Source organism: Streptomyces sp. NPDC001204 (assembly GCF_053598035.1).
Genome location: NZ_JBSFJL010000029.1, coordinates 1 through 25,173 on the forward strand (window position 1 = coordinate 1; position 25,173 = coordinate 25,173).

At 69.8% G+C, this 25,173-nt stretch carries 18 protein-coding genes and 3 pseudogenes; 9 read left to right on the forward strand and 12 right to left on the reverse strand.

The window, feature by feature from the left end:
• Positions 1-485: 485 nt before the first annotated feature.
• Both ACWC91_RS30885 and ACWC91_RS30890 read left to right on the forward strand, forming a co-directional pair.
• A complete protein-coding gene (locus tag ACWC91_RS30885) occupies positions 486-629 on the forward strand; it encodes a hypothetical protein (protein WP_376503134.1) in 144 nt (47 codons plus the stop codon).
• 184 nt (positions 630-813) lie between these two features.
• Positions 814-1,580: pseudogene (locus ACWC91_RS30890) on the forward strand (transposase).
• Positions 1,581-1,649: 69 nt separating this feature from the next.
• Here ACWC91_RS30890 and ACWC91_RS30895 read toward each other — a convergent pair.
• The 6 genes and pseudogenes from ACWC91_RS30895 to ACWC91_RS30920 form a co-directional block, all read right to left on the reverse strand.
• Positions 1,650-2,081 (reverse strand): VOC family protein, encoded by a 432-nt coding sequence (locus tag ACWC91_RS30895; protein ID WP_225079885.1) that lies wholly within the window; start codon positions 2,079-2,081, stop codon positions 1,650-1,652.
• Between the two features lie 568 nt (positions 2,082-2,649).
• Positions 2,650-4,047 (reverse strand): NAD(P)/FAD-dependent oxidoreductase, encoded by a 1,398-nt coding sequence (locus tag ACWC91_RS30900; RefSeq protein WP_450641236.1) that lies wholly within the window; start codon positions 4,045-4,047, stop codon positions 2,650-2,652.
• Complete coding sequence (locus ACWC91_RS30905) at positions 4,040-5,227, reverse strand: MAB_1171c family putative transporter (protein ID WP_450641234.1); 1,188 nt, start codon at positions 5,225-5,227, stop codon at positions 4,040-4,042. The genes ACWC91_RS30900 and ACWC91_RS30905 overlap by 8 nt, the downstream gene beginning before the upstream one ends.
• Positions 5,227-5,838: a toxin gene (locus ACWC91_RS30910; RefSeq protein ID WP_225079882.1), complete on the reverse strand. Its 612-nt coding sequence runs from the start codon at positions 5,836-5,838 to the stop codon at positions 5,227-5,229. The genes ACWC91_RS30905 and ACWC91_RS30910 overlap by 1 nt, the downstream gene beginning before the upstream one ends.
• Positions 5,835-6,185 carry a hypothetical protein gene (locus ACWC91_RS30915; protein ID WP_450641233.1) on the reverse strand — a complete coding sequence of 117 codons (351 nt, stop codon included), beginning with the start codon at positions 6,183-6,185 and terminating at the stop codon, positions 5,835-5,837. Before ACWC91_RS30915 ends, ACWC91_RS30910 begins: the two co-directional genes overlap by 4 nt.
• A gap of 275 nt (positions 6,186-6,460) precedes the next feature.
• Positions 6,461-6,701 (reverse strand): annotated as a pseudogene (locus ACWC91_RS30920) (class I SAM-dependent methyltransferase); the annotation flags it as partial.
• Between the two features lie 287 nt (positions 6,702-6,988).
• On the opposite strand from ACWC91_RS30920, the gene ACWC91_RS30925 reads away from it, so the two are divergent.
• Together ACWC91_RS30925 and ACWC91_RS30930 are read left to right on the forward strand one after the other, a co-directional pair.
• Complete coding sequence (locus tag ACWC91_RS30925) at positions 6,989-7,672, forward strand: class I SAM-dependent methyltransferase (protein ID WP_450641232.1); 684 nt, start codon at positions 6,989-6,991, stop codon at positions 7,670-7,672.
• Between the two features lie 134 nt (positions 7,673-7,806).
• Positions 7,807-8,199 (forward strand): annotated as a pseudogene (locus ACWC91_RS30930) (kinase); the annotation flags it as partial.
• A 76-nt stretch (positions 8,200-8,275) separates the two neighbouring features.
• Here the strand turns inward: ACWC91_RS30930 and ACWC91_RS30935 are convergent.
• The 6 genes from ACWC91_RS30935 to ACWC91_RS30960 all read right to left on the reverse strand — a co-directional run bounded on the left by ACWC91_RS30935 (position 8,276) and on the right by ACWC91_RS30960 (position 17,038).
• The gene (locus ACWC91_RS30935; protein WP_450641231.1) at positions 8,276-9,484 is read right to left on the reverse strand and encodes a Gfo/Idh/MocA family protein; all 1,209 of its coding nucleotides are present in this window, start codon (positions 9,482-9,484) and stop codon (positions 8,276-8,278) included.
• A gap of 114 nt (positions 9,485-9,598) precedes the next feature.
• Entirely contained in the window at positions 9,599-11,821 is a 2,223-nt protein-coding gene (locus ACWC91_RS30940) for a galactose-binding domain-containing protein (protein ID WP_450641230.1), read from the reverse strand.
• Between the two features lie 106 nt (positions 11,822-11,927).
• Complete coding sequence (locus ACWC91_RS30945; RefSeq protein WP_225079876.1) at positions 11,928-13,385, reverse strand: M1 family metallopeptidase; 1,458 nt, start codon at positions 13,383-13,385, stop codon at positions 11,928-11,930.
• Positions 13,382-15,055: an extracellular solute-binding protein gene (locus ACWC91_RS30950; RefSeq protein WP_450641229.1), complete on the reverse strand. Its 1,674-nt coding sequence runs from the start codon at positions 15,053-15,055 to the stop codon at positions 13,382-13,384. Before ACWC91_RS30950 ends, ACWC91_RS30945 begins: the two co-directional genes overlap by 4 nt.
• A gap of 71 nt (positions 15,056-15,126) precedes the next feature.
• Complete coding sequence (locus ACWC91_RS30955) at positions 15,127-15,987, reverse strand: carbohydrate ABC transporter permease (protein WP_376503237.1); 861 nt, start codon at positions 15,985-15,987, stop codon at positions 15,127-15,129.
• A gap of 91 nt (positions 15,988-16,078) precedes the next feature.
• Positions 16,079-17,038, reverse strand: coding sequence for an ABC transporter permease (locus tag ACWC91_RS30960; protein WP_376503126.1), 960 nt, complete (start codon positions 17,036-17,038; stop codon positions 16,079-16,081).
• Positions 17,039-17,296: 258 nt separating this feature from the next.
• Between ACWC91_RS30960 and ACWC91_RS30965 the strand changes: the two genes are divergently transcribed.
• The 5 genes from ACWC91_RS30965 (at position 17,297) to ACWC91_RS30985 (ending at position 25,151) form a co-directional block, all read left to right on the forward strand.
• A complete protein-coding gene (locus ACWC91_RS30965) occupies positions 17,297-18,367 on the forward strand; it encodes a hydroxyacid dehydrogenase (RefSeq protein ID WP_450641227.1) in 1,071 nt (356 codons plus the stop codon).
• A 71-nt stretch (positions 18,368-18,438) separates the two neighbouring features.
• On the forward strand, positions 18,439-19,599 hold the full coding sequence (locus ACWC91_RS30970) for a LacI family DNA-binding transcriptional regulator (RefSeq protein WP_225079931.1): 1,161 nt from the start codon (positions 18,439-18,441) through the stop codon (positions 19,597-19,599).
• Positions 19,600-19,774: 175 nt separating this feature from the next.
• Positions 19,775-21,178, forward strand: coding sequence for a M60 family metallopeptidase (locus tag ACWC91_RS30975; RefSeq protein ID WP_225079873.1), 1,404 nt, complete (start codon positions 19,775-19,777; stop codon positions 21,176-21,178).
• 226 nt (positions 21,179-21,404) lie between these two features.
• On the forward strand, positions 21,405-22,733 hold the full coding sequence (locus tag ACWC91_RS30980) for a M60 family metallopeptidase (protein WP_225079872.1): 1,329 nt from the start codon (positions 21,405-21,407) through the stop codon (positions 22,731-22,733).
• A 21-nt stretch (positions 22,734-22,754) separates the two neighbouring features.
• Positions 22,755-25,151 carry a polysaccharide lyase 8 family protein gene (locus tag ACWC91_RS30985; protein WP_225079871.1) on the forward strand — a complete coding sequence of 799 codons (2,397 nt, stop codon included), beginning with the start codon at positions 22,755-22,757 and terminating at the stop codon, positions 25,149-25,151.
• Positions 25,152-25,173 lie beyond the last annotated feature (22 nt).

The window sequence follows — 25,173 nt, forward strand, 5'->3', positions numbered from 1 at the left end:
GGCTCACCCAGCCACCACGAATTCGACAGAGACCTCAGCCGGGCAGTCTGACCAAAGCCCCCCACCCCCTGCACACACCACCAACAGCAGCACAGCCCGCAACCGCACGAAACCCGTCTCAGTCATCCCGGTCGTGGAGGCAAGCAACGCCTCCACGACCGGGACGGCCGCAAGACGGGCCCGGCCAGGCCCGCACCACACCCTGGAGTGAGCTGAACGGGCGTACGGGCTGGAGCGCACCCCACCACCTCGCTCGCGCGGCGGCCTGGTGCTGTCGGTGGCGCCGCCAACGGGACCCCTGCAGGATACGGTCGAAGTGCCCTGACAGCAGTGCTGTGTGCGCCTCGAACGCGCCCACATCTACACCGGCGGCACAGGCCGTCCCGTATCCAACTTGAGTCACACCGTGATGATCGCGGGGCAGTCTGATCGACGCCGGCATCGTCGGCTACTTTGCTGTCAGACCTCCCGTTTACGGTGGTGGCATGCGTTATCTGGTTGAAGCGTTCGTCGTCGGCGCACTGCGTCGTGGAGCAGAGATCGAGCAGTTCCTCGGACCGAAGGAGCACGCTGCGAACTCGGGATCGCATCCGAGCCGCTGGGGGCGCTCGAGCTGGCAGAGTCGCTGACCGGGGCGGTCCGGAGCAGATGGATGAACCGCGGCCTCGGCATGGCCGAAGACGCCGACTACGTACAAGCGGGCAGCCCAAGCGTGTGGCCCGTCAGCTAGGAGGGCATATCCTCGTCGTCCTCATGCGGGTAGACAACGGCGAGCGGGGCGTCGCATGGGTGGAGATCTGGCCGCGGGAGGCTGTGGCTGGTGTGATCACGGCGTCTGAGTCGTCCTGGATAGTCCCGTTCACCGGGTTGAGCCCGCGTGCCTTCGGCCAGTTGGCGACGCAGCTGCGCCGCGAGGGTGTCGACGCCCCTGGTCGGGGCCGGCCGTGGAAGCTGTCGCTGGAGGACCGGGTCCTCTTGGTCGCCGCGTACTGGCGGACCAACCTGACGATGCGGCAACTGGTCCCGCTTTCGGGGTGCCGAAGTCCGCCGCCGACCGGGTCATCGACCACCTCGGACCGCTCCTGGCGCTCTGGCCCCGCCAGCGGTTCGCCAAGGACGCCGTGCTCATCGTGGACGGCACTCTGGTGCCCACCCGCGACCATAAGGTGGCCGAACGGTCCAAGAACTACCGCTACTCCACCAACCACCAGGTCGTCATCGACGCCGACAGCCGCCTGGTCGTCGCGGTTGGCCGACCGCTGCCGGGCAACCGGCACGACAGCCGGGCCTGGGCCGAGTCCGGCGCCAAGGCCGCCGTCGGCAACACCACCACGATCGCCGACGGCGGCTACCCGGGCACCGGCCTGGTGACGCCGGACCGCCGATGCCCGGGCGAGGAGTTGCCCGACTGGGAGCAGGCCCACAACAAATCGCACAAGCAAGTCCGCGCCCGCGTCGAGCACTGCTTCGCCCGCATGAAGACGTGGAAGATCCTCCGCGACTGCCGCCTGCGCGGCGACGGCGTCCACCACGCCATGCTCGGCATCGCCCGCCTACACAACCTTGCTCTCACGGGATAGCTCCTGCCGCATGCGGGACCTGAGAGGTCCACGGCAGACAGCTCCCCACCTCGCAGTCTTGGAGGAGATTCAGGCGAGGCAGAACTCGTTGCCCTCGATGTCCTGCATCGTGATGCACGACTCGTTGACGCCATCGGCGCGCTGCGTCAGCACGTGTTTCGCGCCGAGAGCCATCAGCCGTGCGCATTCGGCCTCGAGTGTGGCCAGGCGCTCGTCACCCACGAGCCCGGCGCCGGCCCGCACACAGAGATGCACCCGGTTCTTGACGACCTTGCCTTCGGGAACTCGCTGGAAGAGCAGGCGTGGACCCACACCGGAGGGATCAGTGCACGCGAAGTAGATCTCATCCTCAGGCGGCAGCGAGCGGTGGTACTCCTCCCACGTGGCAAAGCCCTCCGGGACCGCAGGTACGACGTACCCCAGCACCTCGCACCAGAAAGCGGCGAGGCGCGCAGGTTCCGCGCAGTCGAAGGTCACTTGGAACTGTTTGATCGTTGACATCCGCGCACGATAACAGGGGTCCTGCTCATCTCTCTGAGTGGGTAGGTCCGCACGTTGTCGGGAGGAGGGCCCCTGCTGTCCGCTGCTGTGTCGTGCGGTCCCAGGGGTGAACCGAGGCCGGTGCCTCCCCAAAAAAAGGGGGGGATCTGGGATGCGATCCCGGCCAGCCACTCTCGTGCTGCCAAAGATCAGTTACGGGACAACCCTTAGGCTGCGACAATAGAACGCATGACCGACGCGCCCGAGAGTCTCGCCTGATCCGCAGATCCGGCCCAGCCGAATGACTACGACACCGTGGCCGAGGCGGCGTACTCTGCGGACACCGAGAACAACTTGCTTGCCGTGACGCATGCTCAGGTAGCTCGTTCGGTCGGCTGTGGGTGGGGAAATATCTGGGGCGGATGGCTGCCTGTGGACAAGCGGACGCGCCGCGTCGTGCAACAGGCGCCCTTCTGGTCGCACATCACGATGATGCGGGTCACCGTACCCGGCTCGAGGAACGCGAGGGCCCCGTACGTCACTCGTACGAGGCCCAGTGGCTTGCTCAATTGGGCGAAGTTGATCTCGGTCAGGGGTTGGCGGCGGACCGCTCGTCGTCGGTGAGGGGCGGCTTGGACAGGAACGGCCGCTTCGGTCCGAGCAACATCGGGACGAGCATGTCCGGGGAGAACAGCCGGGTTGCCGGTTTCTCCATGCTCATGACGTCCAGGAGGGCGCCGAGCGCGCGCGGGTTGCGGGCGCCCGTGGCCACTGCCCGGTCGACGAACGCGGCGAGGTAGCGCTCCACGGCGGTGGGCGGGGTGGCGCTGGCGCCGGGGTAGAACGCGTCTTGGCCGACAGCCAGGTCCCAGGCGGCGGCGACGGGCCGGGCCGCGACGCGCTGGAGACGGCGCGCGAGCCCAGGAGCCGTGACCGGGGTGGTGCTCAGGACGTCGCGGACGGCGAGGGCGCCCTGAGCGGCGACGGTGAGGCCGTGGCCGTAGACGGGGTTGTATCCGGCGATGGCGTCGCCGAGGACGGTGAACCCGTCGGGCCAGCGGGCGAGTTTCTCGTAGTAGCGGCGATGGTTGGCGGTGCTGCGTGTGGTGGCGACGTCGCCGAGCGGCTCGGCGGTCTTGAGCAGCTCCCCGATGACGGGGTCGCCCAGGCCGAGCGCGAAGTCGACGAACGCATCCGGGTCGCTGGTGGGCTCACCGCCGCGGGTGCCGGAGAGCGTGACAACCCAACGGCCGCCCTCCACAGGGAGGATGATTCCGCCCTGGCCGGGCGCCTTCGCCGGGTTCGCCTGGACGTTGACGAGGGGGAAGTCCGTGTCGGCGGTGGTGCCCGGAGCGCGGTAGATGCGGGTGGCGTAGGCGACTCCGGCGTTGACTTCTCGCTCTGTGACGCGCGGCAGCCCGAGGTCTTCGAGCCACTGGGGAGCGCGGGACCCGCGGCCGGAGGCGTCGATGACGAGGTCGGCGGTGAGGACGGACGTGTCGTCGCCCGTGCGGACCTGGACGCCGGTGACGCGGTCGGCGTCACCCGCCAGGGCGAGAGCGGTGGTGTCCTGACGGAGGGTGATCCGCTCGTCGGCGAGGACGTGCCGGCGCAGCACGGCGTCGAGGAGGTCGCGGGAGCTGACGAGGTTGCGGTGGTGCGTCGACGTGAAACGACGGAACCACACCTCGTTGGGGGCTCGGGAGACCATGTCGCCCATGATGTGGACCAGGCGGCCGCCCTCGGCGACGACGGCGTCCACGACGCCGGGGACCAGGTCGTTGAAAGCGCGTACGCCGCCGCTCCAGACCAGGTGAGCATGCCGGGCTTGGGGAACGCCGCGGCGGGGCTCGGGGCCGTCGGGCAGGGTGTCCCGCTCGAGGAGGGTGACGTCGGCGTGTTCGGTGAGTGCGGCGGCGGCGAATAAACCCGCGGCGCTGGCGCCGATGACGATGGCGGTGGCTCTGCCGGTAGCTATGTCAGGCATGTGCGGTCACGCTCTCTGTGCTGGTCACCCGCTGGCGGATGCTGCCGATGACGCGGGGGCGGTACAGGGCCCGGGAGACGGCGTCGATGTGGTCGGCGATGTCGGTTGCGGCCTGCTGGGGTTGGCCGCTGCTGATGGGGGTCTCGTTGCGGTACGCGTCGGTCGCGGCCTGGATGGCGACGGCCCCGGCGATCCCGTGGGCCTCGTCGGCGCCGTGGGCGGCCGCGGCCGCCTCGTACACCTGCCGGTAGAGGACCTGGTCGAGGTAGGGGGCGAGCAGGCGCAGCGCGTCATGGATGCGCTGCCGGCGCTGCATCAGCCGCAGATCGAGCGGGGCCCAGAAGCGGAGCCGGGCGGCGACCGCTGCGGGTTTGACGACGCGGACCACGCGCCACAGGGACCGCAGCCGCCAGTAGTCACGCTGGTCCCGGCTCCACCGTTGCAGGACAGGCCCGGCCTGCGGGGCGATGAACCCGAGGGCGACCAGGATGGCCTCGACCAGCGCGAAGGGGGGCGCGGCCTCGGTGCTGAGAACGTCGAGGTCGACGCCGAACCAGCGGGCGCCCACCGCGATCAGCTTGGTGACGTCGAAGAGCAGCCCGGAGGCGAACCCGAGCTGTAGGAAGATCACGCCGGTCTTCAGCCACCGGTTGGTCACTTCGGGCAGCCACCGCCACAGCATGTAGGTGGCGACCAGGGACGACACCATGTGCGCGAGCAGGTACAGCAGGATGTGCTCGCGCATCCATGGCGTGCCGGCGTAATAGGTGTCGAGGTCGTAGATGCGGGGTTCGGGTGCGTGGGCGAGGAGGAACGTCGCCCAGAGGGCGACGCCGATGGCCGCGTAGATCCAGTAGATGCGGATCATCCGCCGCCGCCGGCCTTCGGAGGGTGCTTCCCGCCACCGAATGATCATGGTCAGGCCGGTCGCGTTGAACGCGGTGAGGAACGAGTACGCCCACGGCGCCGCGATGTTCGGGACGCCGGTCAGCACGTTGAGCCGGTGAATGTTGATCGGGGTGATCACGACGAGCACGGCCGTGGCCCAGGTCAGCAGCAGGGTGGTCGCCCTGACGTCGGGGTCGCGCCAGGCCCGGAAGAAGGTCGGCGCCTTGCAGGCGAGCGCGATGGCGAGCAGAACGGTGGGGAGGAGGTACGGGACGTGGAAGTGAGGGCTCATCAGAGAAGGCGTCCACCCCGGTTCAGCAGCGACAGGTTCAGGCGGCCCTCCACGGTGGTCGCGCTGACCGGGCTCTCCGCGTACCTGCCTGTCACCCATGTGCGGACCTCACGGCCGAAGAGCAGGCCGAAGGTCTCGGCGTCCACTTCGTGACTGTCGGCCGAGTCGGATCGGGCTGCGACGGTCAGGAGGGCATCCCGTGGGACTTCCTCCGTGGTGAGGATCTGCTCGACCGCTCGCTGCACGGCTTCGGGCGCCTCGCTGGTGGTGGAGCGGGCCGCTGCGTTCATGCCGGCGACGTGGTGGCCGCAGTCGCCGTTCTCCTCGTGCCACAGCTCGTGCCCGAGGATGACGAGCTGGGCCTCGGGGTGCATGTTCTGCTCGACCACGACGACGGAGCGCTCACCGAAGTCGATCCTCATGCCGGAGACCGGGACGGGCAGATCCGCGGGGAACGCGCGGAAGGCCAGTTGGACGGGGCGGCCCGTGCGCGCGCTCATGGCCTGGCAGAACGCGTTCATGACGGCCCTCGGTTCGTCCGGCCGCTGAATGGCCTTGGATGCTTCCCTGCCGAGGGCGGTGAGCAGAGACTTCATGGCGCGGGTACTCATCGGCCGTTGTCCTCCTGTGGGGGCAACACGGACTTGATGATGCCGGCGAGAAGCGTCTCGAGCTGCTCGGCGGTCAGGCTTCCGTGGTGGCGCATGTCTGTGGCGACGACGCCGTACTTCTTCAGCAGGGCCTGGACGGGGTCCTGGCCAGGGTGCTCGTACTTGTCCAGGGTCGGCAGAAATGCCCGGTCGAGGGCGTCGGGGGCCTCGTCGGTGAAGAACGCTTCTTTCGCGTCCCTGAGGTCGAAGGACTTCACCAGGCGCGGGTCGAGGAGTTCCGCACGGTTCAGCTGCTGATTTTCGATGAGCGCGTCTAATCGCTGAAGTGGCTCGGGGAGGGATGACATGGGCTTCACCGATGCTCTCCCGGTTCTCATCAGTTGTGGTGTGGCGTGCAGCCTATGCGGACGACGCCTGTCGTACAAACGATCGTTTCAGTGCGGATAACGATCGTTGGCCGCTGACGCGAGAGCCTTGTAACTGGCCATTGATCCAGTCGGCCATGATCGTGACGAGGCCCGCTCCGGTCGCGGTCGCCCGCGCCGACTGCTGCCTGGCAGAGCAGCCGGGTTGTTGCTTGGCCATGACGACCAGACCTGGCCCGCTTTGCTCATCTGCGGGGAGCAGAGGCGACGCTGAAGCGGCATTCCGGATGAAGACGGCGCGCGTTCTCGATCATGCGAGGAGAGAGATCGACCCCGGACACGTCGAGTCCGCGTTCGGCAAGGTAGGCGGTCACCGTTCCGGGTCCGCAGCCGACGTCGGACGGGCCCAAGTTCGCTCACGGTGTCAGCGAAGGCGTCGATTGATGCCTTGAGCCATGGATGGCTGCGGATGTCGCCGACTCCCGTCGTCAGCACCACGCATCAGTCGACGATATGACGGTGGGGCGGAGTTGGGACTGGTATCGCGGTCAGCGCCAAGCCGTTGATCACGGCCCGGCTGTACTCGCAAGGACGTTGAGACGGTTCGCGTGCTCGCGGCAGGTCTTGCGCTGTGCCGGGATCGCCGGGACGCCCAGAGTGCCTGGAGAGGCTGACAGCGGGCGAGGAACCGGCGGTGGCTGGGTACGGCTCTCGTTCTCCGCTGCCCGGCCCGGCCGGGTCTCGCACTGGGCTGCTGTTGTGGCACGCATTGGCCGGGTGCGACGATGCAGGCCGGCGAGCGAAGGGACACCGACGTGAGGCACGAAGACCAGGACCAACGGCCGTCTGCCGCCGTGCTGTTCGACGCGCTGGGCGCCGCCTACGAGAAGGCGTTCGCGCATGCCCCCGCGCACCTGTCCGCGCTGGAGTGGCTGATCGAACGGCTGCCGCCTGCTGCGCGGACACTGGACGTGGGCAGCGGCACCGGGCGGCCCACCGCGGCCGCGCTCATCGCGGCAGGCCACTCGGTGCTGGGCGTCGACGTCTCTCCCGTCATGGTCGAACTCGCCGCCCGTCAGGTCCCCGAGGCCGAGTTCCGGTGCGGCGACATCCGTGATCTCCCCATCGAGGCGGACTCGTTCGACGGCGTGTGCGTGTTCTTCTCGCTGCTGCAGATGACCCGCGCCGAGCAGTCGGCCCTGACGCGGCGACTGTCCCTCGCCCTGAAGCCCGGCGGACATCTGGTGCTGGCCACCGTGCCCGCGGACGTGGAGGACGTCGACGTGGTCTTCATGGGCCGGCCCGTCCGCGCGACGAGCTTCGCGGAGGAGGACGTCACCGGCATGGTGGGGGCGGCGGGGCTGACGGTGCTGTCCCGGCACAGCACCGCCTTCACCCCGGACCACCCCGGCGCCGGGCCCGAGCCCCACCTCTACCTGTACTGCCGCCGCGACGAGACCGGGCGCTGACGCTCAGGGGTTTCCACCAGAAGGCCGCCTTCGACCTGCTGGATCCGGCCCACGGCAAGCCATACGAGCACACCGGCCTGCCGATCTCGGTGGGTGTGTCTCGGATGGCCCCTGGTGTCGGCGGCCGTCAGTAACGCGACCGGCCCGGCGCAGCCAACATCGGATTGATCGGCATGACAGCTCGCTACGCGCTGGACGCCGGATTCCACACGGTCGTCGAGGGAATCCTGTATGCCGACCGTTACGGCGCGATGCTTGAGGACCTCGTTCGCGACCACCGGGGCACCTCTCGCTGCTACTACCTGGACGTGCCGCTCCAGGAGACGCTCGTTCGGCATGCAACGAAGCCGGACGCGGCATACCTGGTCCAGGTCACCGACCAGCACCTGCGTGATTGGTACCGCGAGCGGGATCTGCTGCCCAGCGGGATCGAGACCCTCATCGACTCCAGCAGCACCCTCAGCGAGACCGTGGAGCGGATCATGCGCGAGACCGGCCTGGACCGGGTGCCGGCCATCGACCGCTGAAGGACATCTCGACCAGGCCGGCTCCGCCCAAGACCACAAGGACCCAGCGCGCACTTGGCGTCGCCGCACCTTTCCTTCAGGCCTGCGTCGGACGGGTCTGCCCACGCTCGAAGTACGCGATCAGCTCGGGGGCGAGCTCCGGGATCTCGCGGGGCGTTCCGCCGGCGCGCAGCGATTCGGTGGCCCGCACGCCGGCCGCGACGGCCATGCGCGCGGCGACCGGCGAGGTGTCCGTGACGCCGCCCTCGCGCGCGAACCGCACGAACTCGTCGATCAGGAGCGGGTCGGCGCCGCCGTGTCCGGCGTTGTCCACGGCGTCCGGGACGGCGTACTCGGCGTCGGCCTCGGCCCGGTGGGTGGAGCGGCGGGAGTTCCACACCCTGACCACTCCTCCGGGTCCGTCTCCGAAGTTCTCCAGCCGGCCCGCGTCCCCGATGACGGTGTAGTTGCGCCAGTAGTCCGGCGTGAAGTGGCACTGCTGATAGGCCGCGAGCACCCCGTTGTCGAGGCGCATGTTCACGAGCGACACGTCCTCGACGTCGATGACGGGGTTGAGAGCCCGCTGCGAGTGCGGCGGCCAGTGACCGTCCTTCGTGTACCAGTCCTCGTGCTTGGGCTCGCCGGGTGCGCGGCGGTGGGGATTGTCGCCGTAGACCATGAGGTCTCCGAGGGCCTGGACCTGCCGGGTGTAGCCGCTCGCGAGCCAGTGCAGCACGTCGATGTCGTGGGCGGCCTTCTGCAGCAACAGGCCGGTGGTGTACTGCCGTTCGGCGTGCCAGTCCTTGAAGTACCAGTCGCCGCCGTAACCGACGAAGTGCCGCACCCACACGGTCTTGACCTCGCCGATCTCGCCGCGCGCGATGATGTCGCGCATCAGCCGGACGACGGGCATGTGACGCATGTTGTGGCCGACGTAGAGGCGGCTTCCGGTCTCGAAGGCGGTGCGCAGAAGATCGTCGCAGCGCTCGATCGTGATGTCGAGCGGTTTCTCGACGAAGACCGGCTTGCCCGCCTCGAGTGCCTCTCGGGCGACGTCGGCGTGCGTGTGGTCGGGGGTGAGGACGAGGATCGCGTCGACGTCCGGGTCCCCGATCACCTTCTTGTGGTCGTTGGACATCACCGCGCCGGGGAACGCCAGGGCCGCCTTTGCCCGCGCGGCGGCGTCGTGGTCCGCGAGGGCGGTGACCCGGGAGCCGGCACCCGGCCGGTGCGCGGTGCGCGCGATGGAGCCGCGCAGTCCGTAACCGATGACGCCGAGGCGCAGGTCGCGGGGGGCGTCGGTCATGGCATAACCGCCTTTCCTTTACATGGTGTTGGTGCGGCCCGCGGAAGCATGGAGAAGCACGGGGCGGCCGCGAACCAACTGACTGGTTCGCGGCGCGCCCTCCGGTGCTCCGGGCTACGGGTGCACCAGGACGTGGGCGAGGGCCACCCGCCCGGTGCCGGTGAGCCGGATGCGGACGTAGCGGGCCTCGGTGTCGGTGTCGAGGAGGGTGGGGCGCAGTGCCTTGCCGGTGACGTGCGCGGTGGTGGCGTCGGAGAAGTCGGCCGAGGCGGCGAGCTGCACGTCGAAGTCGGCGGTCGTCATGGAGGTGTCGTTCCAGACTTCGACCTGTCCGACGTGGTGGGGGGCGCCGAGGTCCACCTGCCACCAGGCGCCCGCCTCGGAGAGGGTGCGGGTGTCGGTGGAGGTGTCGCCGTCGATGGCGTTGGCCGCCGTGGCCGTGCCGTCCGTGGAGGACTGGCTCACGGTGCCGGTGCGGGCCAGGTCGGGACGGAGCTGTTCGACGCTGCCGCGGCCGTCCGCGCCGGCGGCTTCGGCGACCTTGACGGCCTCGGCCGGGAGCCGGTCCAGCTTCGTGTGGTTGCCGGCCATGGTCGAGCCGGTACCGGCGAGGGCCGGGGCATCGGTGTCGGTCCAGTTGCCGGTGGCGTGGTTGTCGATGCCGTAGTCGGCCCAGTTGGAGACCCACTTGTAGCCGATGCGCGTGATGACGTTCTTGGTGACGGCGATGTGGCTGGACTGTTCGTCGAGGTAGATGCCGTTGCCGTCGCGTTCGGTGTTCCCGTAGGCGCTGCGGTTGATGTAGTTGCCGGAGATCACGGTGCCGGGCTGGGCGCCCTGGGTGTAGATGGCGGCGCCGTCGTGCTGCTCGTGCTCGACCCGCATGACGTCGGTGATCCGGTTGTTCGTGATGCGGTTGTCGCGGAGCACGGACTGCCGGGCCTCAGGCTGGTCCCAGCCCCAGCCGACGGAGATGCCGGAGTACGGCAGGTCGTCGAGGGTGTTGTGGTCGATGACGGTTCCGGCCTCGTAGCCCGCCCAGATGCCGACGGCGTCCGTGTACTCCACGCCCGTGTGGCGAATGATGTTGTACGAGACCGTGTTGCGGGCTCCTACGAGTTCGGGGGCCGGCATGGGCTCCGTGTCGCCGATGTACGCGGCGCCGGAGGAGAGGTCGGTGAAGCGGGAGCGGGTGAGCGTGGAGTCCTGGGTGCCCTGTTCGAAGATCGCGCCCGCGCCACCGAGGTGGGCGAAGGTGCTGTCGTCGACCACCACGTGGCGGCCACCGCGGACGGTGAGGGCGGCGGCAGGCTTGGTGTAGTAGCGGCCTGCGTGGTCGACGGGGCCGGTGGCACCGGTCAGGGTCAGGCCGGCCTGCGTGCCCGCGTAGCCCTCGTCCGTGTTCGGCTGCTGGTAGGCGGCGTAGGTGAAGCCGATACCGGTGACGCGGACGTCGTGAGCGCCGTCGACCACGAGCAGCCCTTCCGCGGCCGGGGTGACGGCCTTGGAGCGGCGCGGGTTCTCGCCCTCGCGGGGCAGGTACGTGACGGTGCGTGCGGCCGAGTCCCAGACGAACTCACCCGGCTCGTCGAGGAGTTCGCGGGCATTTTCGAAGAAGGCGACCTTGGAGTAGCGGGACGAGTCGACGGTCGTCGTGTCCCAGGCGGGCCCGGTGCGGTCGGTCCCGGAGGCCGAGTTGGTCCAACAGGGCTGGGCGAAGGTCATGACGTCGCCGGTGACGGCGGCGATCCGGCAGTGGTAGTTGCGCCAGCGGACGCTGATGACGGCCTCGGCGTCGGTGGGCCGGGTCCATTCGGCGATGCCGGTCTTCTCGGCGCCGGTCATGCCGGTCTTGGTGGCGTCGCACACGGCGGCGGCGCAGGGCCCGCCCCGGGCGCGAACGGCCCGTTGTCCGTCGACGAACAGCTGGCGCGGCGTGATGCCCTCGGGCACCTTGGCGGTCCAGGTTCCGTCACTGTTCACGGTCCAGCCGGTCAGAGCCCGGCCGCCGGAGAGCACGGGCCGCGCGCCGCGGGCCGCGGCCCAGGTGACTCCGGAGTCCTCCGCGCCGAGCTTCAGCGGCTCGCTCAACTCGTATGTTCCGTCGACGAGTTCAACGCGCACGTCCCGTCCGGTGACGGCTCGGGCGGCGTCCCGCGCACCCTCCAGGGAGCAGGGATGCCCGAGGGTGCAGTGGGACCCGGAGCCGTGCGGCGCGGCGTACAGGACCTTGGGGGCCGGGGCCGCCTCGGCGGTGGGCAGCGGGCTGAGGAGCAGCGCCGCGCCGACGAGGAGCGCGGCTCCGGCGGTGCGAGTTGTGCGGGTGCGCGGTCTCATGCGATGACCTTCCGCTCGAACGGCCCGCCGCTCGGGGCGGGCCGGGGAATGGGGTTGCGGCTCAATGGCTGATGTGTGCGGCCGACCGTGGTCCGGCCGCCCCTGGTCAAGCCGTGGCAGTCCAGTCCGGGTGGCCCGGCATCGGCGGGTTCTTCGCGCCGAACAGCCAGTCCCGCAGGAACGGGTCCAGCGAGCGGTCGCCCGCCATGGTGACGGCGTGGGCGATGAAGTCCTCGCTGGTGACCGTGCGGTCCTTGAAGCGGCGCGGCCACAGACCCATGATTCGATCGAACTTCTTTTGCCCCACGTGGAGTTGGAGTGCGTAGAGCACCAGTGCGCCGCCGTCGTAGATGTTGGTGCCGCCCAGGGCCTTGGGCAGTCCGGGCGGCCCGTCGGTCGCGCGGATCGCGTCGAGCTTGGCGTACGTCGCCTTCATCTTGTCGGCCATGACGGACCAGCCGCGCTCCTCGCTGTAGAGCGCGGCGTAGTACACGGCGGGGCCCTCGTTGAGCCAGGCCTGCTGCCAGTCGTTCGGCGTGACGCTGTCGCCGAACCACTGGTGGGTCAGCTCGTGCACCATGGTGTTCTCGTACGTCGGGTCGCCGTCGGCGCTGGGCTTGAACCAGTTGGTGCCCATCAGGGTGAGCGTGGTGTTCTCGAGGGCATCGGTGTATCCGTCGTAGATGTGGATGCCGTACACGGAGAACGGGTAGCGGCCGAACTTCGCTTCCAACCAGGCGAGATGGTCGGGAGTGCGCGCGACGATCGGGGCGTACTTGTCCTCCTGGCCCTGCGGGACGATGTGCCGCAGCGGCAGCCCGGTGTGTGAAGTGCCGTACAGGTACGTGCCGTTGACGACCGCGATGCCGAGCAGTTCCGTCGGCATGCGCTCGCGCAGCGCGAAGTGCCAGACGGTCGAGCCGTCGGCTCGCTTGTCCTTGCCGGTCAACTCGCCGTTGGCGGCAGCGACATAGCCCTCGGGCGCGGAGATGTGGAAGGTCCAGGTGGCCTTGTCGGACGGTGTGTCGTTGCACGGCAGGAAGGTGTCGGCCCGTGACGACTGCACGGCGGAGGCGAAGCCGCCGTCCGAGCCGAACCTCCAGCCGGTCAGTCCTGCCCGCGGCGCCTTGCCGTTGCCGCGGTAGGCGACGGTGACGTCGAACGGGGCGCCCTTGTGGAGCGGCGCCTCCGGGGTGATCGTCAGCTCCTGGCCGGACTGGCCCAGGGACAGTGCCTGGGTCGCGGCGCGGCCGTTGACCGTGATCGAGTCGATGGTGTGGCCGTCGGTGTCCAGGTTGAACGCCGAAAGGTCCTGCGTGGCCCGCGCGTTCAGCTTCACCACGGCCGTGAAGTCGTACGTCACCGGTGTGAAGTCGAAGGTCAGGTCGTAGTGGACGACCTGGTAGCCGCCGTTGCCGAGGGTCGGGAACAGCGGGTCGCCGACCCCGTCGGAGCCGGGGCGCGGGTCGAACCCCGCGGCGCCGGCGGGCGAGCCCAGGACCGGTACGGTGATCGCGGCGGCGACCGCCGCCTTGGTGAGGAACGCGCGTCGGCTGGTGGTCACTTCTTCCCCTTCTGCGAGGCCTGCTCGAACTCGGCGCGGCACTTGTCGCCTCCGGCATTGCGCCACTGCTTGACGATCGAGTCGTACGCGGACAACGGCTTGCGCCCGGTGACCAGGTCCTTCAGACCGTCGAGGTGGATGGTGTAGAGGCTGCCGAGCCCCTTGGAGTCCCAGGTCGGCGAGGAGTAGCTCAGGGTCGGGTCCTCGATGAGCTTCGGGATCAGTACGGAGTACGCCTCGTGCACGTAGCGGGCGGCCTCCGGGTGCGTGGCGCTGAAGAACGCGGGTGTCCCGGAGGCGAGCTTGCCCCACGGCACGGTCACGTCCTGGGTGCCCTGCTTGGTGAGGACGGGCGTGCCGTTCTCGTCCCGCCGGTAGTCGACGTTCTCGACGCCGTAGTTGACGAGCGTGTATTCGAGCGACCCGAAGGGCGAGGCGGCGAAGTCGGCGAGCCGCAGCAGTTCCTTGACCCGCTCCTCGCTCGCCTTCCGGATGTAGCAGTTCTGAAGCGAGACGTTGTCGGTCCAGGTCACCGCGTCCTTGCCGACCGGGACCATGGGCCGTACGTCGAACGACTTGTCGATGGCCGCCATGGCGTCGACGTAGCCGGTGGCGGTGGTCAGGTACGCCGGCATGCCGTCGAAGACGTACGCGGCCTTGCCGTTCTTGAAAAGGTCCGTGTACTGGGCCTTCTGGGCTCCGGACATCTGCACGGTGCCCGGGTAGTAGCAGCCCGCCTTGTAGAGCTTGGCGGCGGTCTCGACCGCGTACCGGTACTTGTCGTCCTCCAGCTGGTACGTCCACTTGCCGGACTCGCGGTCGAACTTCCAGAAGTGCTGAGCCCCGGCCGACATGGCGAGCAGGGTGGTGGCGCCGCCGGAGAAGAAGTACTGCTTGTTCCTGGCGTCCGTGAGGTCCTTGGCGAGCTCGACGAGCCGCTCGATGCTGTCGATCTGGTCGAGGCTGGTGACGCCCGCCTGCTTGAACAGGTCGGCCCGGTAGAAGCCGGCGCCGGCGCTGCCCGAGCGGGCGATCGGGACGCCGTAGAGCTTGCCGCCCTTGATGGCGTCACGCCAGGCGTACTGGGGGATGGCCGCGAGGTTGGGGTAGTCCTTGACCTTGTCACCGGAGAGGTGGGGGCCCAGCTCGGCGCACTTGGCGGCGAGGAACGAGCCCATGTTGTCGACACCTCCCGTCTCCGGGTACATGAAGATGTCGGGCAACTGGTCACCGGCGACCATCGTCGAGAACTTCGCCGGGTAGTCGTCCGCGGGCACGGCCGTGAAGTCGACCTGGGTGCCGAGCAGTTTCTCGATCTCCCGCCAGGCGGCGTTCTTGCCCCGGCCGGGCGGCAGCGGCGCGAACGTCTCGGTTACCGCGGTGATCTTCTTGGCGCCCTTGAGGGGGGTGCCTTCGGTGGCACGGGCCAGTTCGCGCGGGTACTTCAGGAAGGCGTTCGGGACGCCCGCCGCGGTGCCGGGCAGGTCGGCCTTGATGCCGATGTTGCGCACGGTGGTGGTCGGCAGCAGCTTGGCGTTCTTGGCCTCGGCCTTGGCGGCGGTGCCGCCGTCGCCGCACGCGGCGAGCAGCGGCGCCGCGGCGACGGCGAGACCGGCGCCCGCACCCCAGCGGAGCAGGGTGCGTCGGTTGACGGATGTGGTGCCGGACATGGGGGGACTCCTCAATACGAGGGGATACGGGGAGAGTTGGGGGGTGCGGGTGCGGCAGATCGGAGCGCGGGTCAGCCCTTGACGGCGCCGGTGAGGACGCCCTTGGTGAAGAACCGCTGGAGGAAGGGGTAGACGAGCAGGATCGGTACGACGGCGATGACGAGGACGGCCATCTGCACGGCCTGCTGCGGGGCGACCACCTCGCCGGCTGCCGCGGTGTCGAGGCTCTGACCCTGGAGGATGAAAGTGCGCAGGACCATGGGCAGCGGCCACTTGTCGTTGTCGCCGAGGTAGAGCAGGGCGTTGAAGTAGGCGTTCCAGTACGCGACGGCGTAGAACAGGCCGACGACGGCGATGACCGCCTTGGACAGCGGCAGTACGACCCGGATCAGGGTCCGGAAGTCGCCCGCGCCGTCCACCTTCGCGGCGTCGTACAGCTCCTCCGGCAGGTTCATGAAGAAGGCCCGCATCACGACGAGGTTGAAGGCGCTGACCATGGTGGGCAGGACGAGCGCGGCGAAGGTGTTGTACAGGCCCAGCTCCTTCACCAGGAGGAAGTTGGGGATGACGCCCGCGTTGAAGAGCATCGTGAACAGGGAGGTCATGAGGATGAACCGGCCGCCGACGATGCCGCGCCGCGACAGCCCGTACGCCATGCCGATGGTGGCGAGGAGGCTGCAGGCGGTACCGACGGCGGTGACGCCGATGCTCACGAACAGGGCGCGGGTGACGCGCCCGCCGGTGAACGCGGTGCGATAGGCGTCGAGGCTGGGGTGGTCGGGCCACAGGACGAGCCCGTTGGACTTGATGATGTCGGTCTGCGAGGCGAAGCTCGTGCCGATCACACCGATCAGCGGGTACGCCACCAGACTCACGACGATCACGAGGGCGAGACCCTTGAGCACGAGGCCGAGCCGGGTGGGTTCCTCCATCCACGGGGGCCGGACGCCGGACGGGCGCAGTTCTCCCGCCGCGGGCGCGGGGCGGGTGGCGCTTCCGCGGCGCGTCTTCACAGCGGACGTCTCAACGGTCAGCACCGCGGTACACCCCTTCATGTCCGAGCCGGTGGGCGAACTTGTTGGCGCCGATGACGAGGACGGTGCCGATCACCGCCTTCACCAGGCCCACGGCGGCCGCCGTGCCCCACTGGTTGTCCTTGATGCCGTGGAAGTAGACGTACGTGTCGAGGACTTCACCGGCATCGGGGCCGACGGCGTCGCGCTGGAGCAGGATCTGCTCGAAGCCGACGGTGAGGATGTTGCCGAGGTTGAGGATCAGCAGCAGGACGAGCACCGGTGACAGACCGGGCAGGGTGACGTGCCAGAAGCGGCGCCACCTGGCCGCGCCGTCCATGGCCGCCGCCTCGTACAGGCCGCGGTCGATGGAGAGCAGTGCGGCGAGGATGATGATGGTGCCCCAGCCGGCGTCCTTCCACATGACCTGGAGCGCGAGCAGCCAGGGGAAGGCGTTCGGGTCGGTCGTCATGTCGTAGCGGGGCAGACCGAGGGATGCGAGCAGGTCGGGCACGACGCCGGCGCCGCCCAGGATCTGCTGGAAGATCGAGACGATGATGACCCAGCCGATGAAGTGGGGCAGGTAGACGACGCTCTGCACGAATCGGCGCAGCTTGTCGCTGACGATGCTGTTGAGCAGCAGTGCGAGCGCGATCGGCACGGGGAAGAACAGGACGAGCTGGACGAGCGCGATCTCCAGTGTGTTGCCGGTCGCCGACCAGAAGTCGGGGTCGGCGAAGGCCGTCGTGAAGTTGGTGAAGCCGGTCCAGGCGCTGTGCATGTAGCCCAGGTAGGGCTGGTAGTCCTGGAAGGCCACCATGTAGCCCAACAACGGCACGTAGTGGAACACCACGAAGTACAGGAAGCCGGGCAGGCACAGCAGCAGCATCACTCTGTCGCGCTTGAGACGCTGCCAAAGGGTCTTGCGGGGAACGCGGTCGACGGCGTTCGGTGGTGCGGAGACAGTCATGGAACGGTCCTGTTCGGCCGGTTGGCGCAGGAACTGAGTTTCTGCGGCGGCAAGTTAGTAAGCGGTTAACCCCATCGTCAATAGATCCGGAGATTTGACCGAGCGAAGAGACGCTGTGAATCAGCCACTTCAGACCATCATTTCCGGCTGTACCAGGGCAACTTGACCGCCATACGTTCTTTGTGACCTTGACGGTCGAGCAACGTGCTCCCTAGCGTTCGGTACCGCCATAGAACACGTTTACTGTCCGGAGGCAGGGTGCGTACCACTGACGAGGCGCCGGTCGAAACCAAGGCCACCGACGCCACACCGCCCCCGCGGCGGCCCCGTACGGTCCTCGCGATGGACCCCTCGGTCGTGGACGACGTCTTCCCGCCCGCCGTGCGGGCGCGCCTGGAGGAGACCGCGGACATACGTCCTCCGCGTGTCGTACGGGAGTTCACCAGCCCGCAGGCGCAGGCGGCCCTCGCCGAGTGCGAGGTCCTGCTCACCGGCTGGGGCTGCCCACCCGTCGACAGGGCCGCGCTCGACCGGGCGCCCCGGCTGCGCGCGGTGATCCACGCGGCCGGCACCGTGAAGACGTTCCTGAGCCGGGAGGCCTACGAGCGCGGCATCGCTGTCTCCTCGGCGGCAGCGGCCAACGCCGTGCCGGTCGCCGAGTTCACACTCGCCGCGATCATCCTGGGCGCCAAGCGGGCCTTCCCGCTCGCCCATCTCTTCCGCAGCCGGCGCACCCACCGCACCGAAGCCGATCTGGAACGCCACCACTGGCTCGGCACCCGCGGCATCACCGTCGGTGTGGTCGGCGCCTCGCGCATCGGCCGTCGCGTCGCGGAACTGCTGCGCACCCTCGACGCCGAGGTGCTCCTGTACGACCCCTACGTCGGCGACGCCGAGGCAGAGCTGCTCGGCGCCACCCGCACCGACCTGGACACCCTGGTGGCGACCAGCGACGTGGTGACCCTGCACGCGCCGGACACCGCGGAGACGCACCACCTGCTCGACGCCCGCCGACTCGGCCTGATGCGCCCGGGCACACTCCTGGTGAACACCGCCCGCGGTCCGCTCGTGGACACGGAAGCCCTCACGGAACACCTGGTCAGCGGCCGTATCGACGCCGTGCTCGACGTCACGGACCCGGAACCGCTGCCCGCGGGACACCCACTGTGGAACCTGCCCAACGTCTTCATCACCCCGCACATGGCGGGCGCCCAGGGCAACGAGGTGGGCAGGCTCGGCGCGCTCGCCGTCGACGAGCTGGCCCGGTACGCGCGCGGGGTACCGCTGGGCCACGCCGTACTCCTGGAGGACCTGGAGCGGATCGCATGACCAAACCACCGCCGCACGCCATAGGCTCTGGGGCGGACCGACCGCAGGCAGACCAGCACGACCATCAGAGGGTGGGCCGGATGTCCCAGCAGAGTTCCACGGCACCCGGGCCGGATGGGCACGGCGAACGACAGGGTGACCGGAGCGGGCAGCGCCGCGCGACGGTCGTCGACGTCGCGAAGCGCGCCGGGGTGTCCACGGCGACCGTCTCCCGCGTGATGAACCGCAACTATCCGGTCTCCGCCGCCACACGCGAGCGTGTCGAGGCGGCCATGCGCGAACTCGGTTATGTGGTCAACGCTCATGCCCGAGCGCTGGCCGGCGCCTCCGGCCGCACGGTCGGCATCATCGTCAGCGAGCTGATCGATCCGTTCTACGCGTACATCGCGCGTGGCGTCGAACGCGAGGCCACCGACGGCGACCGGCTCTGCCTGGTGTGCTGCACCCAGGGCGACCCGAAGCGCGAGCTCGCCTTCATCGAGTTGATGCACGAGCGGCGAGCGGACGCCGTGGTGCTGGTCGGCGGCAGCGTCGAGGACCGCGCCTACAAGGCCGAACTGGCGCGCCGGGCCCGGGAGCTGGACGCGGGCGGTTCGAAGCTCGTGCTGTGCGGGCGGCCCTCGCTCGGCGACGACGTACCGACGGTCGGGGTCGAGTACGACAACGAGGGCGGCGCCTTCGCGATCACCGACCACCTGATCCGGCAGGGCCATGAGCGGATCCTCTACCTGGGCGGGCCGCCCGGCCTCTCCACGGCGCGGGACCGGCTCGCGGGGCACCGGCGCGCACTCGAGTTGCGCGGCATCGCGCGGGATCCGGAGCTGGAACAGCCCGGTGCCTTCAGCCGCGCCTTCGGGTACCGGCGCATGGCCGAACTGCTGTGCGGAGGACCCCAGTTCACCGCTGTTTTCGCCGCGAACGACATCGTGGCGGCGGGTGCGGCGCAGGCTCTGGAAGAGGCCGGGGTACGCATCCCGCAGGACGTGTCGCTGGTCGGGTACGACGACATTCCGGTGGCCCAGGAGCTGCGGCCCCGGCTGACGACCGTGCGGATCCCGCTGGAGGAGATGGGCCGGCAGGCGGTGCGGGTCGCGCTCAACGGCGGCGACGAGGACGACTGGCGCGCCCCGACGACCGGCACGCTGCGCCTCGGCACGCACATCGTCGTGCGGGAGTCGGTGGCCGCGCCGATGAACACGCCCTCGGGGAACGGCAAGCCGCGCCGGAGCTGACGCAGGGCGCGGCGTGCTTGATTCTGCTCGCAAGAGGCTTGATCCGCATAGTAACGAACAGAAACTCGACGAACCCTCTTGCGGTTGGGCAGCAAACGCTTACATGCTGGCGCGCAGCCCCACCGCTCGTCCCGCCCATCGCTCCGACGCCGTTCGTCTCCATGGGAGTCCCTGGATGCGCCATGCCCGCAAGCCTCTCCATGTCCCCGCCGAGCCGTCCGGCCCCGGCCGTCGCACCGTGCTCGCCGCACTGGCAGGTGCCGGTGCGGCCGTCGCCCTCGGCACCGGAACCGCGACCGCCTCCGCCGCGTCGCCCGGTGCCGCGAGCGGTGACACGCTGTTCGTCAAGGCGCTCCCGGACGCCGAGACGGAACGGCTGCGGCTCGACCGGTCGCTGCGGGCCTGCGACTTCATCCCCACCGGGCGCTACGCGGCACCGGGCACGCCCGTCACCGTCCGGGTGCGGTCGGCCCACGGGGTGCTCCCGGTTCTGCACATCGGCACCTTCGACGACTACCAGACGAACACCGACCTGAAGGCGCCGCGGACGTTCCGGCTCCGGCCGGGCCTGAACGAGGTCGCGGACTTCTACGGCGGTCCGATGTACCTGAGTTTCGCCGGTCACAGTCAGCGTGCCGCCGTCACCTTCGTCTCCGGCGCCGAGCGGATGGCGGTATTCGAGCTCGGCCGGACGAGCGAGGCCGAGTTCCAGCGGCAGCTCGACACCATCACCGACGTCCCCTGGGTCGAACTCGTCACGGACCGGGCCATCCTGACGCTGACCCGCGAGGGTGCGCTGCTGTACCGCGGCGAGGACCACGCCGCCCTGATGTCGCTGTTCGACACCGTCATCGACTCGCACGACCGGATCGGCGGCCTCGACAGCGGCCGGCCCCTCGACCGGCCCAAGGCGGGCCGCTACCACTTCATCGAGGTCAGCGTCGTCCCCAAGGGCGTCACCGCGTACGCGTGGCACGGTTTCAACGGCTTCCCCCGCGCCTACATGGACCGGCTGTGCACGGTCGACGGCCTCACCACCCGCGGCTGGGGCCTGTACCACGAACTGGGTCACCTCAACCAGCAGGCCGCCTACCAGGCCGGCAGCCTCACCGAAGTCACGGTGAACATCTACTCGCTGGCGGCACAGCGCACCCTGGACCGCCCCTCGAACCTCCTCACGGTCGACGCGAAGACGGGCCTCAACTGGTTCCAGTCCGCCCGGGCCAAGCTCGGCACCCCCGGTCTCTCCTACGTCGACGACTTCGGCGCCTACGAACAGCTCGTGCCCCTGCGGCAGCTGGAACTCGCCTTCGGTGACGACTTCTGGCCCCGCCTGCACCGGCTGGTACGCGCGGAACACCAGCACGACGCCCCGGTGGAGGACTACGACCACCCGCCGGAGGTCGAAGCGCGCCAGTACCGCGCCCTTGCCACCTACGCCTCGCGCACGGCGGGCCGCGATCTGACGGAGTTCTTCGTCGACAAGTGGGCGATGCCGATCGACGCGCAGGGCGTCGAGGAGATCGCCGCCCTGAACCTCCCGAAGCCGGACACGGACCCGAGCACGCTCACGGACTGACGACGCGAGCAACACCGTCTAGCCGCCGGCCCTCCGGCTGCCCCGGCCGGTCAGGGCGGTGAAGTCCGCCGACGACACGGTGACGGCCGGGCGAGACCCGCGCCCCGCCGGCACCGGCGGCTCGCGCCGCCGCACGCACACGACAGCACTCTTCCTCGGCCGACCCCGCTCGCTCGGCCGCAGCTCCCCTCTCACCGTACGGACCGCCCAAAGGAGACGACGCCTCATGCGCACCCCCGCATCCCCGTCCCGCCGTACCGTCCTCGCCACCGCGGCGGCCACGGGCGCCGCGCTCGCCGTCGGCGGCCTCGGCGCCGGCACCGCTCAGGCCGCCGGCGACCTCACGGTGCCGCTCGTCGCCCGCCCCTCCGCCGAGGCGGAACGGCTCCGCCTCGGCCAGGCCCTGCGCGGCTCCGAGTTCCAGACGACCGGCCGCTACGTCCCGCCGGCCACCGCCCTCCGCTTCGACGTGCTGCCCTACGACGGCGTGGTGCCGACCCTCTGGATCGGGCAGTGGGACTACTACGGCACCGTCACCGAGCCGCGCAGCCATCAGCTGAAGCCCGGCGCGAACACCGTGACCGACCCGTACGGCGGACCCGTCTACTTCACCCTGGAGGGCCTCGGGCAGCGCGCCGCGGTCCGGTTCAAGAGCGGCTCCGTACCCATGCCGGTCTTCACGCTCGGGCGCACCACCGAGGCCGACTACCAGGGCCAGTTGGACACGTACACCGATGTCCCGGTCGTCGAGCTGCACGGGCCGCGTTCCATCGTGACGCTCACCCGGGACGGCGCGCTGCTGTACCGGGACGAGGACCACTCCGCGCTGCTGCGCCTTCTGGAGCAGATCATCGAGGCCGAGTCCGACATCAGCGGCCTGGACGGCTCGAAGCCGGTGCACCGGCCCAAGGCCGGCGGCTACCACTTCACCGAGGTGTCGGTGGTGCCGTCCGGCGTCGGCGCGTACGCGACGCACGGCTACAACGGATTCCCGCGCGCCTATCTCGACCGGGCCACCACGGTGGAGGGGCTGCGCACCCGCGGCTGGGGGCTGTACCACGAACTCGGCCATCTGCACCAGCAGATGGCGTACAAGCCGTCGGGGCTGACCGAGGTCACGGTGAACATCTACTCGCTGGCCGTGCAGCGCGCCCTCGGCCAGCCCTCCAACCTGCTGACCGTCGACCCGAAGACGGGCCTCAACTACTTCCAGTCCGCCCGGGCCAAGTTCGGCACGGCGGGGCTGACGTACGAGAAGTCCTTCGGCGCCTACGAGCAGCTCGTGCCGCTCCGGCAGTTGGAACTGGCCTTCGGTGACGACTTCTGGCCCAGGATGCACAAGCTGGTGCGCGAGGAGAACCCCCAGTCGGACTACACCGAGACGGCCAAGCGGTACCGGGCGCTGGCCACGTACGCGAGCCGTGTCGCGGAGCGCGACCTCACCGACTTCTTCATCACCACCTGGGCGTTCCCCATCGACGCCGAGGGACGGGCCGAACTGGCCGCGCTCCATCTGCCGAAGCCGACGACCGACCCGGCCACCCTGACCGACTGACCCAAAGGGACAAGACCCATCATGGACCTGAGCAGACGCCAGACCCTCGCGCTCGCCGGAGCGGGTGCCGTCGCCACCCTCGTCGCCCGCCCGGGCGGCGCGAGCGCCGCCACCGGCTCCGCCGACGACCCGTACGAGCCCCTGCTCGCCCGCGCCGCACAGCAGCTGACCGGCGGCGCCTTCGACCCCAAGGACCCGGACTTCGCCGCCGCGCTCACCGCCCTGGACACACAGGCCTCCGCCTGGTGGCGGCAGATCGACACCTCCGCGGGCCGCAAGGCTCTGTGGGCCGATCTGTCCCCGGCCTCCGATCCCGGCATGTTCGGCCAGAGCTATCCGCGGCTGCGCACGATCGCGACCGCGTGGGCCACCCCCGGCACCTCGCTCACCGGACAGGCGGCCGTGCGCGACGGGATCCTCGACGCGCTGCGCTTCCTGAACACCGTCGGCTACAACGCCTCCCGTTCCGAGACCGGCAACTGGTGGTTCTGGGAGATCGGCGCGCCGCGCGCGCTGATGGACGTCTGCGTGCTGCTGCGCGCCGATCTCCCCGCGGAGGACCGCGATGCCTATGTGAAGACCGTGGCCAGGTTCGTCCCCGACGCGGATCGCCGCACCAACTCCCCGACTCTCGCCGAGACCGGCGCCAACCGCTCCGACAAGGCCGTCATCCTCGCTCTGCGCGGACTGCTCGCACGCGACCCCGCCGCGCTCGTCCTGGCCCGCGACGCCCTGTCCGACGTCCGCGACAACGGGAAGAACAGCCTGTTCCAGTACGTCACTTCGGGTGATGGGTTCTACCGGGACGGCTCGTTCGTGCAGCACTCCGACGTCGCGTACACGGGCACGTACGGCAGCGTCCTGCTGGGCGGCGCCGCCCAGCTGATCGCGCTGCTCGCCGGCTCCGACTGGGCCGTCACCGACCCCTCGGTCGAGGTGCTGTACGAGGCTGTCGAGCGGAGTTTCGAGCCCTTCCTGTTCGACGGTCTGATGATGGACGCGGTGCGCGGCCGTGCCATCTCCCGCGAGTCGGCCCGCGACCACAACGACGGGGCGTCCGCGGTCTCACACATCCTCCAACTCGCCGACGGGGCACCGCAGGCGTACGCGGACCGCTGGCTCGCGGCGGCCAAGGGCTGGATCCTGCGCAACACGAGGACGCCGTACAAGGAACTCGTCGGAATCCCTGCCCTGGCCCGCGCGAAGGCCCTCCTCGACGATCCGGCGGTGCGGCCCGCGGACCGCCTCACCGGGCACTACGTCCTCGCAGACATGGACCGCGTCGTACATCGGCGGCCGTCCTGGGCGTGCGCGCTGTCGCTGTCGTCGAAGCGCATCGCCGCCTATGAGATGGGCAACGGTGAGAACCTGCACGGCTGGTACACCGGCGACGGCATGACGTACCTGTACGACGGCGACGACCTGGACGCCTTCGGTGACTCCTTCTGGCCGACCGTCGACCCGTACCGGCTGCCGGGCACGACGGTGGACACCCGCGCGCGGGCCGATCTCGGGACCGGCGGCGGGACCGGCACCGTCCGCCCGAAGAACGCGGTCTCGGGCGGCGCCGTGCTCGACGCCCGGTTCGGTGCCGCCGCGATGGAGCTGATCGCGGACGGGGCGACGCTGCGGGCCAAGAAGGCGTGGTTCTTCCTGGACAACGCGGTCCTCGCGCTCGGCGCCGGGATAACGGCGAGCGACGGCAGGACGATCGAGACGGTGGTGGAGAACCGGAACCTGCACGCCGAAGGGGCGCCGCTGCTCACCGTCGACGGACATCGGCAGCCCACGGAGCAGGGGTGGTCGGCCGAACTGGACGACGCACGCTGGGCCCACCTGGAGGGCACGGGCGGCTACGTCTTCCCCTCCGGCGGGCCGCTGCGCGCCCTGCGCGAGGAGCGGACCGGCACGTGGAGTGCCCTCAACACCGGCGCGGACACCGCCGGCAGCACCACCCCGGTCAGCCGCCGCTACGCCACCCTCTGGTTCGACCACGGCCCCTCCCCCACGTCCGCCTCCTACGCCTACGTCCTGCTGCCGGGCGCGACCGCCGCCGCGACCCTGGCCTGGTCCCGCTCCCTCCCGGCGCGCGTACTCGCCAACGACGCCACCGTCCAGGCGGTCGCCTCACCTCGTCTCGGCCTGCTCGCGGCACACTTCTGGGCGGCGGGCTCGGTCGACGGGCTGAGCGCGGACGGCCCCGGCACCGTCCTGGTGTGCCGGCGCGGCGAGGCCATATCGGTGGCGGTGGCGGATCCGGGCCGTACGACGACGACCCTGACCGTCCGGCTCCCCTTCCCGGTGAACAGGGTGGTCAGTGCCGACGACACGGTGTCCGTCACGCCGGGCCGACAGCCCGTGCTCACCGTCCGCGTGGGCGGCTCACGAGGGCACACGCACACCGCCCGGCTGCGCTGAGCCCGTCGCCGCCGACCCATCC

What these genes read in the sequence shown, in the direction of transcription:
- ACWC91_RS30885 (WP_376503134.1), top strand. Translation starts at nt 486, where the DNA reads ATGCGTTATCTGGTTGAAGCGTTCGTCGTCGGCGCACTGCGTCGTGGA.
- ACWC91_RS30895 (WP_225079885.1), bottom strand. Translation starts at nt 2,081, where the DNA reads ATGTCAACGATCAAACAGTTCCAAGTGACCTTCGACTGCGCGGAACCT.
- ACWC91_RS30900 (WP_450641236.1), bottom strand. Translation starts at nt 4,047, where the DNA reads ATGCCTGACATAGCTACCGGCAGAGCCACCGCCATCGTCATCGGCGCC.
- ACWC91_RS30905 (WP_450641234.1), bottom strand. Translation starts at nt 5,227, where the DNA reads ATGAGCCCTCACTTCCACGTCCCGTACCTCCTCCCCACCGTTCTGCTC.
- ACWC91_RS30910 (WP_225079882.1), bottom strand. Translation starts at nt 5,838, where the DNA reads ATGAGTACCCGCGCCATGAAGTCTCTGCTCACCGCCCTCGGCAGGGAA.
- ACWC91_RS30915 (WP_450641233.1), bottom strand. Translation starts at nt 6,185, where the DNA reads ATGTCATCCCTCCCCGAGCCACTTCAGCGATTAGACGCGCTCATCGAA.
- ACWC91_RS30925 (WP_450641232.1), top strand. Translation starts at nt 6,989, where the DNA reads ATGCAGGCCGGCGAGCGAAGGGACACCGACGTGAGGCACGAAGACCAG.
- ACWC91_RS30935 (WP_450641231.1), bottom strand. Translation starts at nt 9,484, where the DNA reads ATGACCGACGCCCCCCGCGACCTGCGCCTCGGCGTCATCGGTTACGGA.
- ACWC91_RS30940 (WP_450641230.1), bottom strand. Translation starts at nt 11,821, where the DNA reads ATGAGACCGCGCACCCGCACAACTCGCACCGCCGGAGCCGCGCTCCTC.
- ACWC91_RS30950 (WP_450641229.1), bottom strand. Translation starts at nt 15,055, where the DNA reads ATGTCCGGCACCACATCCGTCAACCGACGCACCCTGCTCCGCTGGGGT.
- ACWC91_RS30955 (WP_376503237.1), bottom strand. Translation starts at nt 15,987, where the DNA reads ATGGAGGAACCCACCCGGCTCGGCCTCGTGCTCAAGGGTCTCGCCCTC.
- ACWC91_RS30960 (WP_376503126.1), bottom strand. Translation starts at nt 17,038, where the DNA reads ATGACTGTCTCCGCACCACCGAACGCCGTCGACCGCGTTCCCCGCAAG.
- ACWC91_RS30975 (WP_225079873.1), top strand. Translation starts at nt 19,775, where the DNA reads ATGCGCCATGCCCGCAAGCCTCTCCATGTCCCCGCCGAGCCGTCCGGC.
- ACWC91_RS30980 (WP_225079872.1), top strand. Translation starts at nt 21,405, where the DNA reads ATGCGCACCCCCGCATCCCCGTCCCGCCGTACCGTCCTCGCCACCGCG.
- ACWC91_RS30985 (WP_225079871.1), top strand. Translation starts at nt 22,755, where the DNA reads ATGGACCTGAGCAGACGCCAGACCCTCGCGCTCGCCGGAGCGGGTGCC.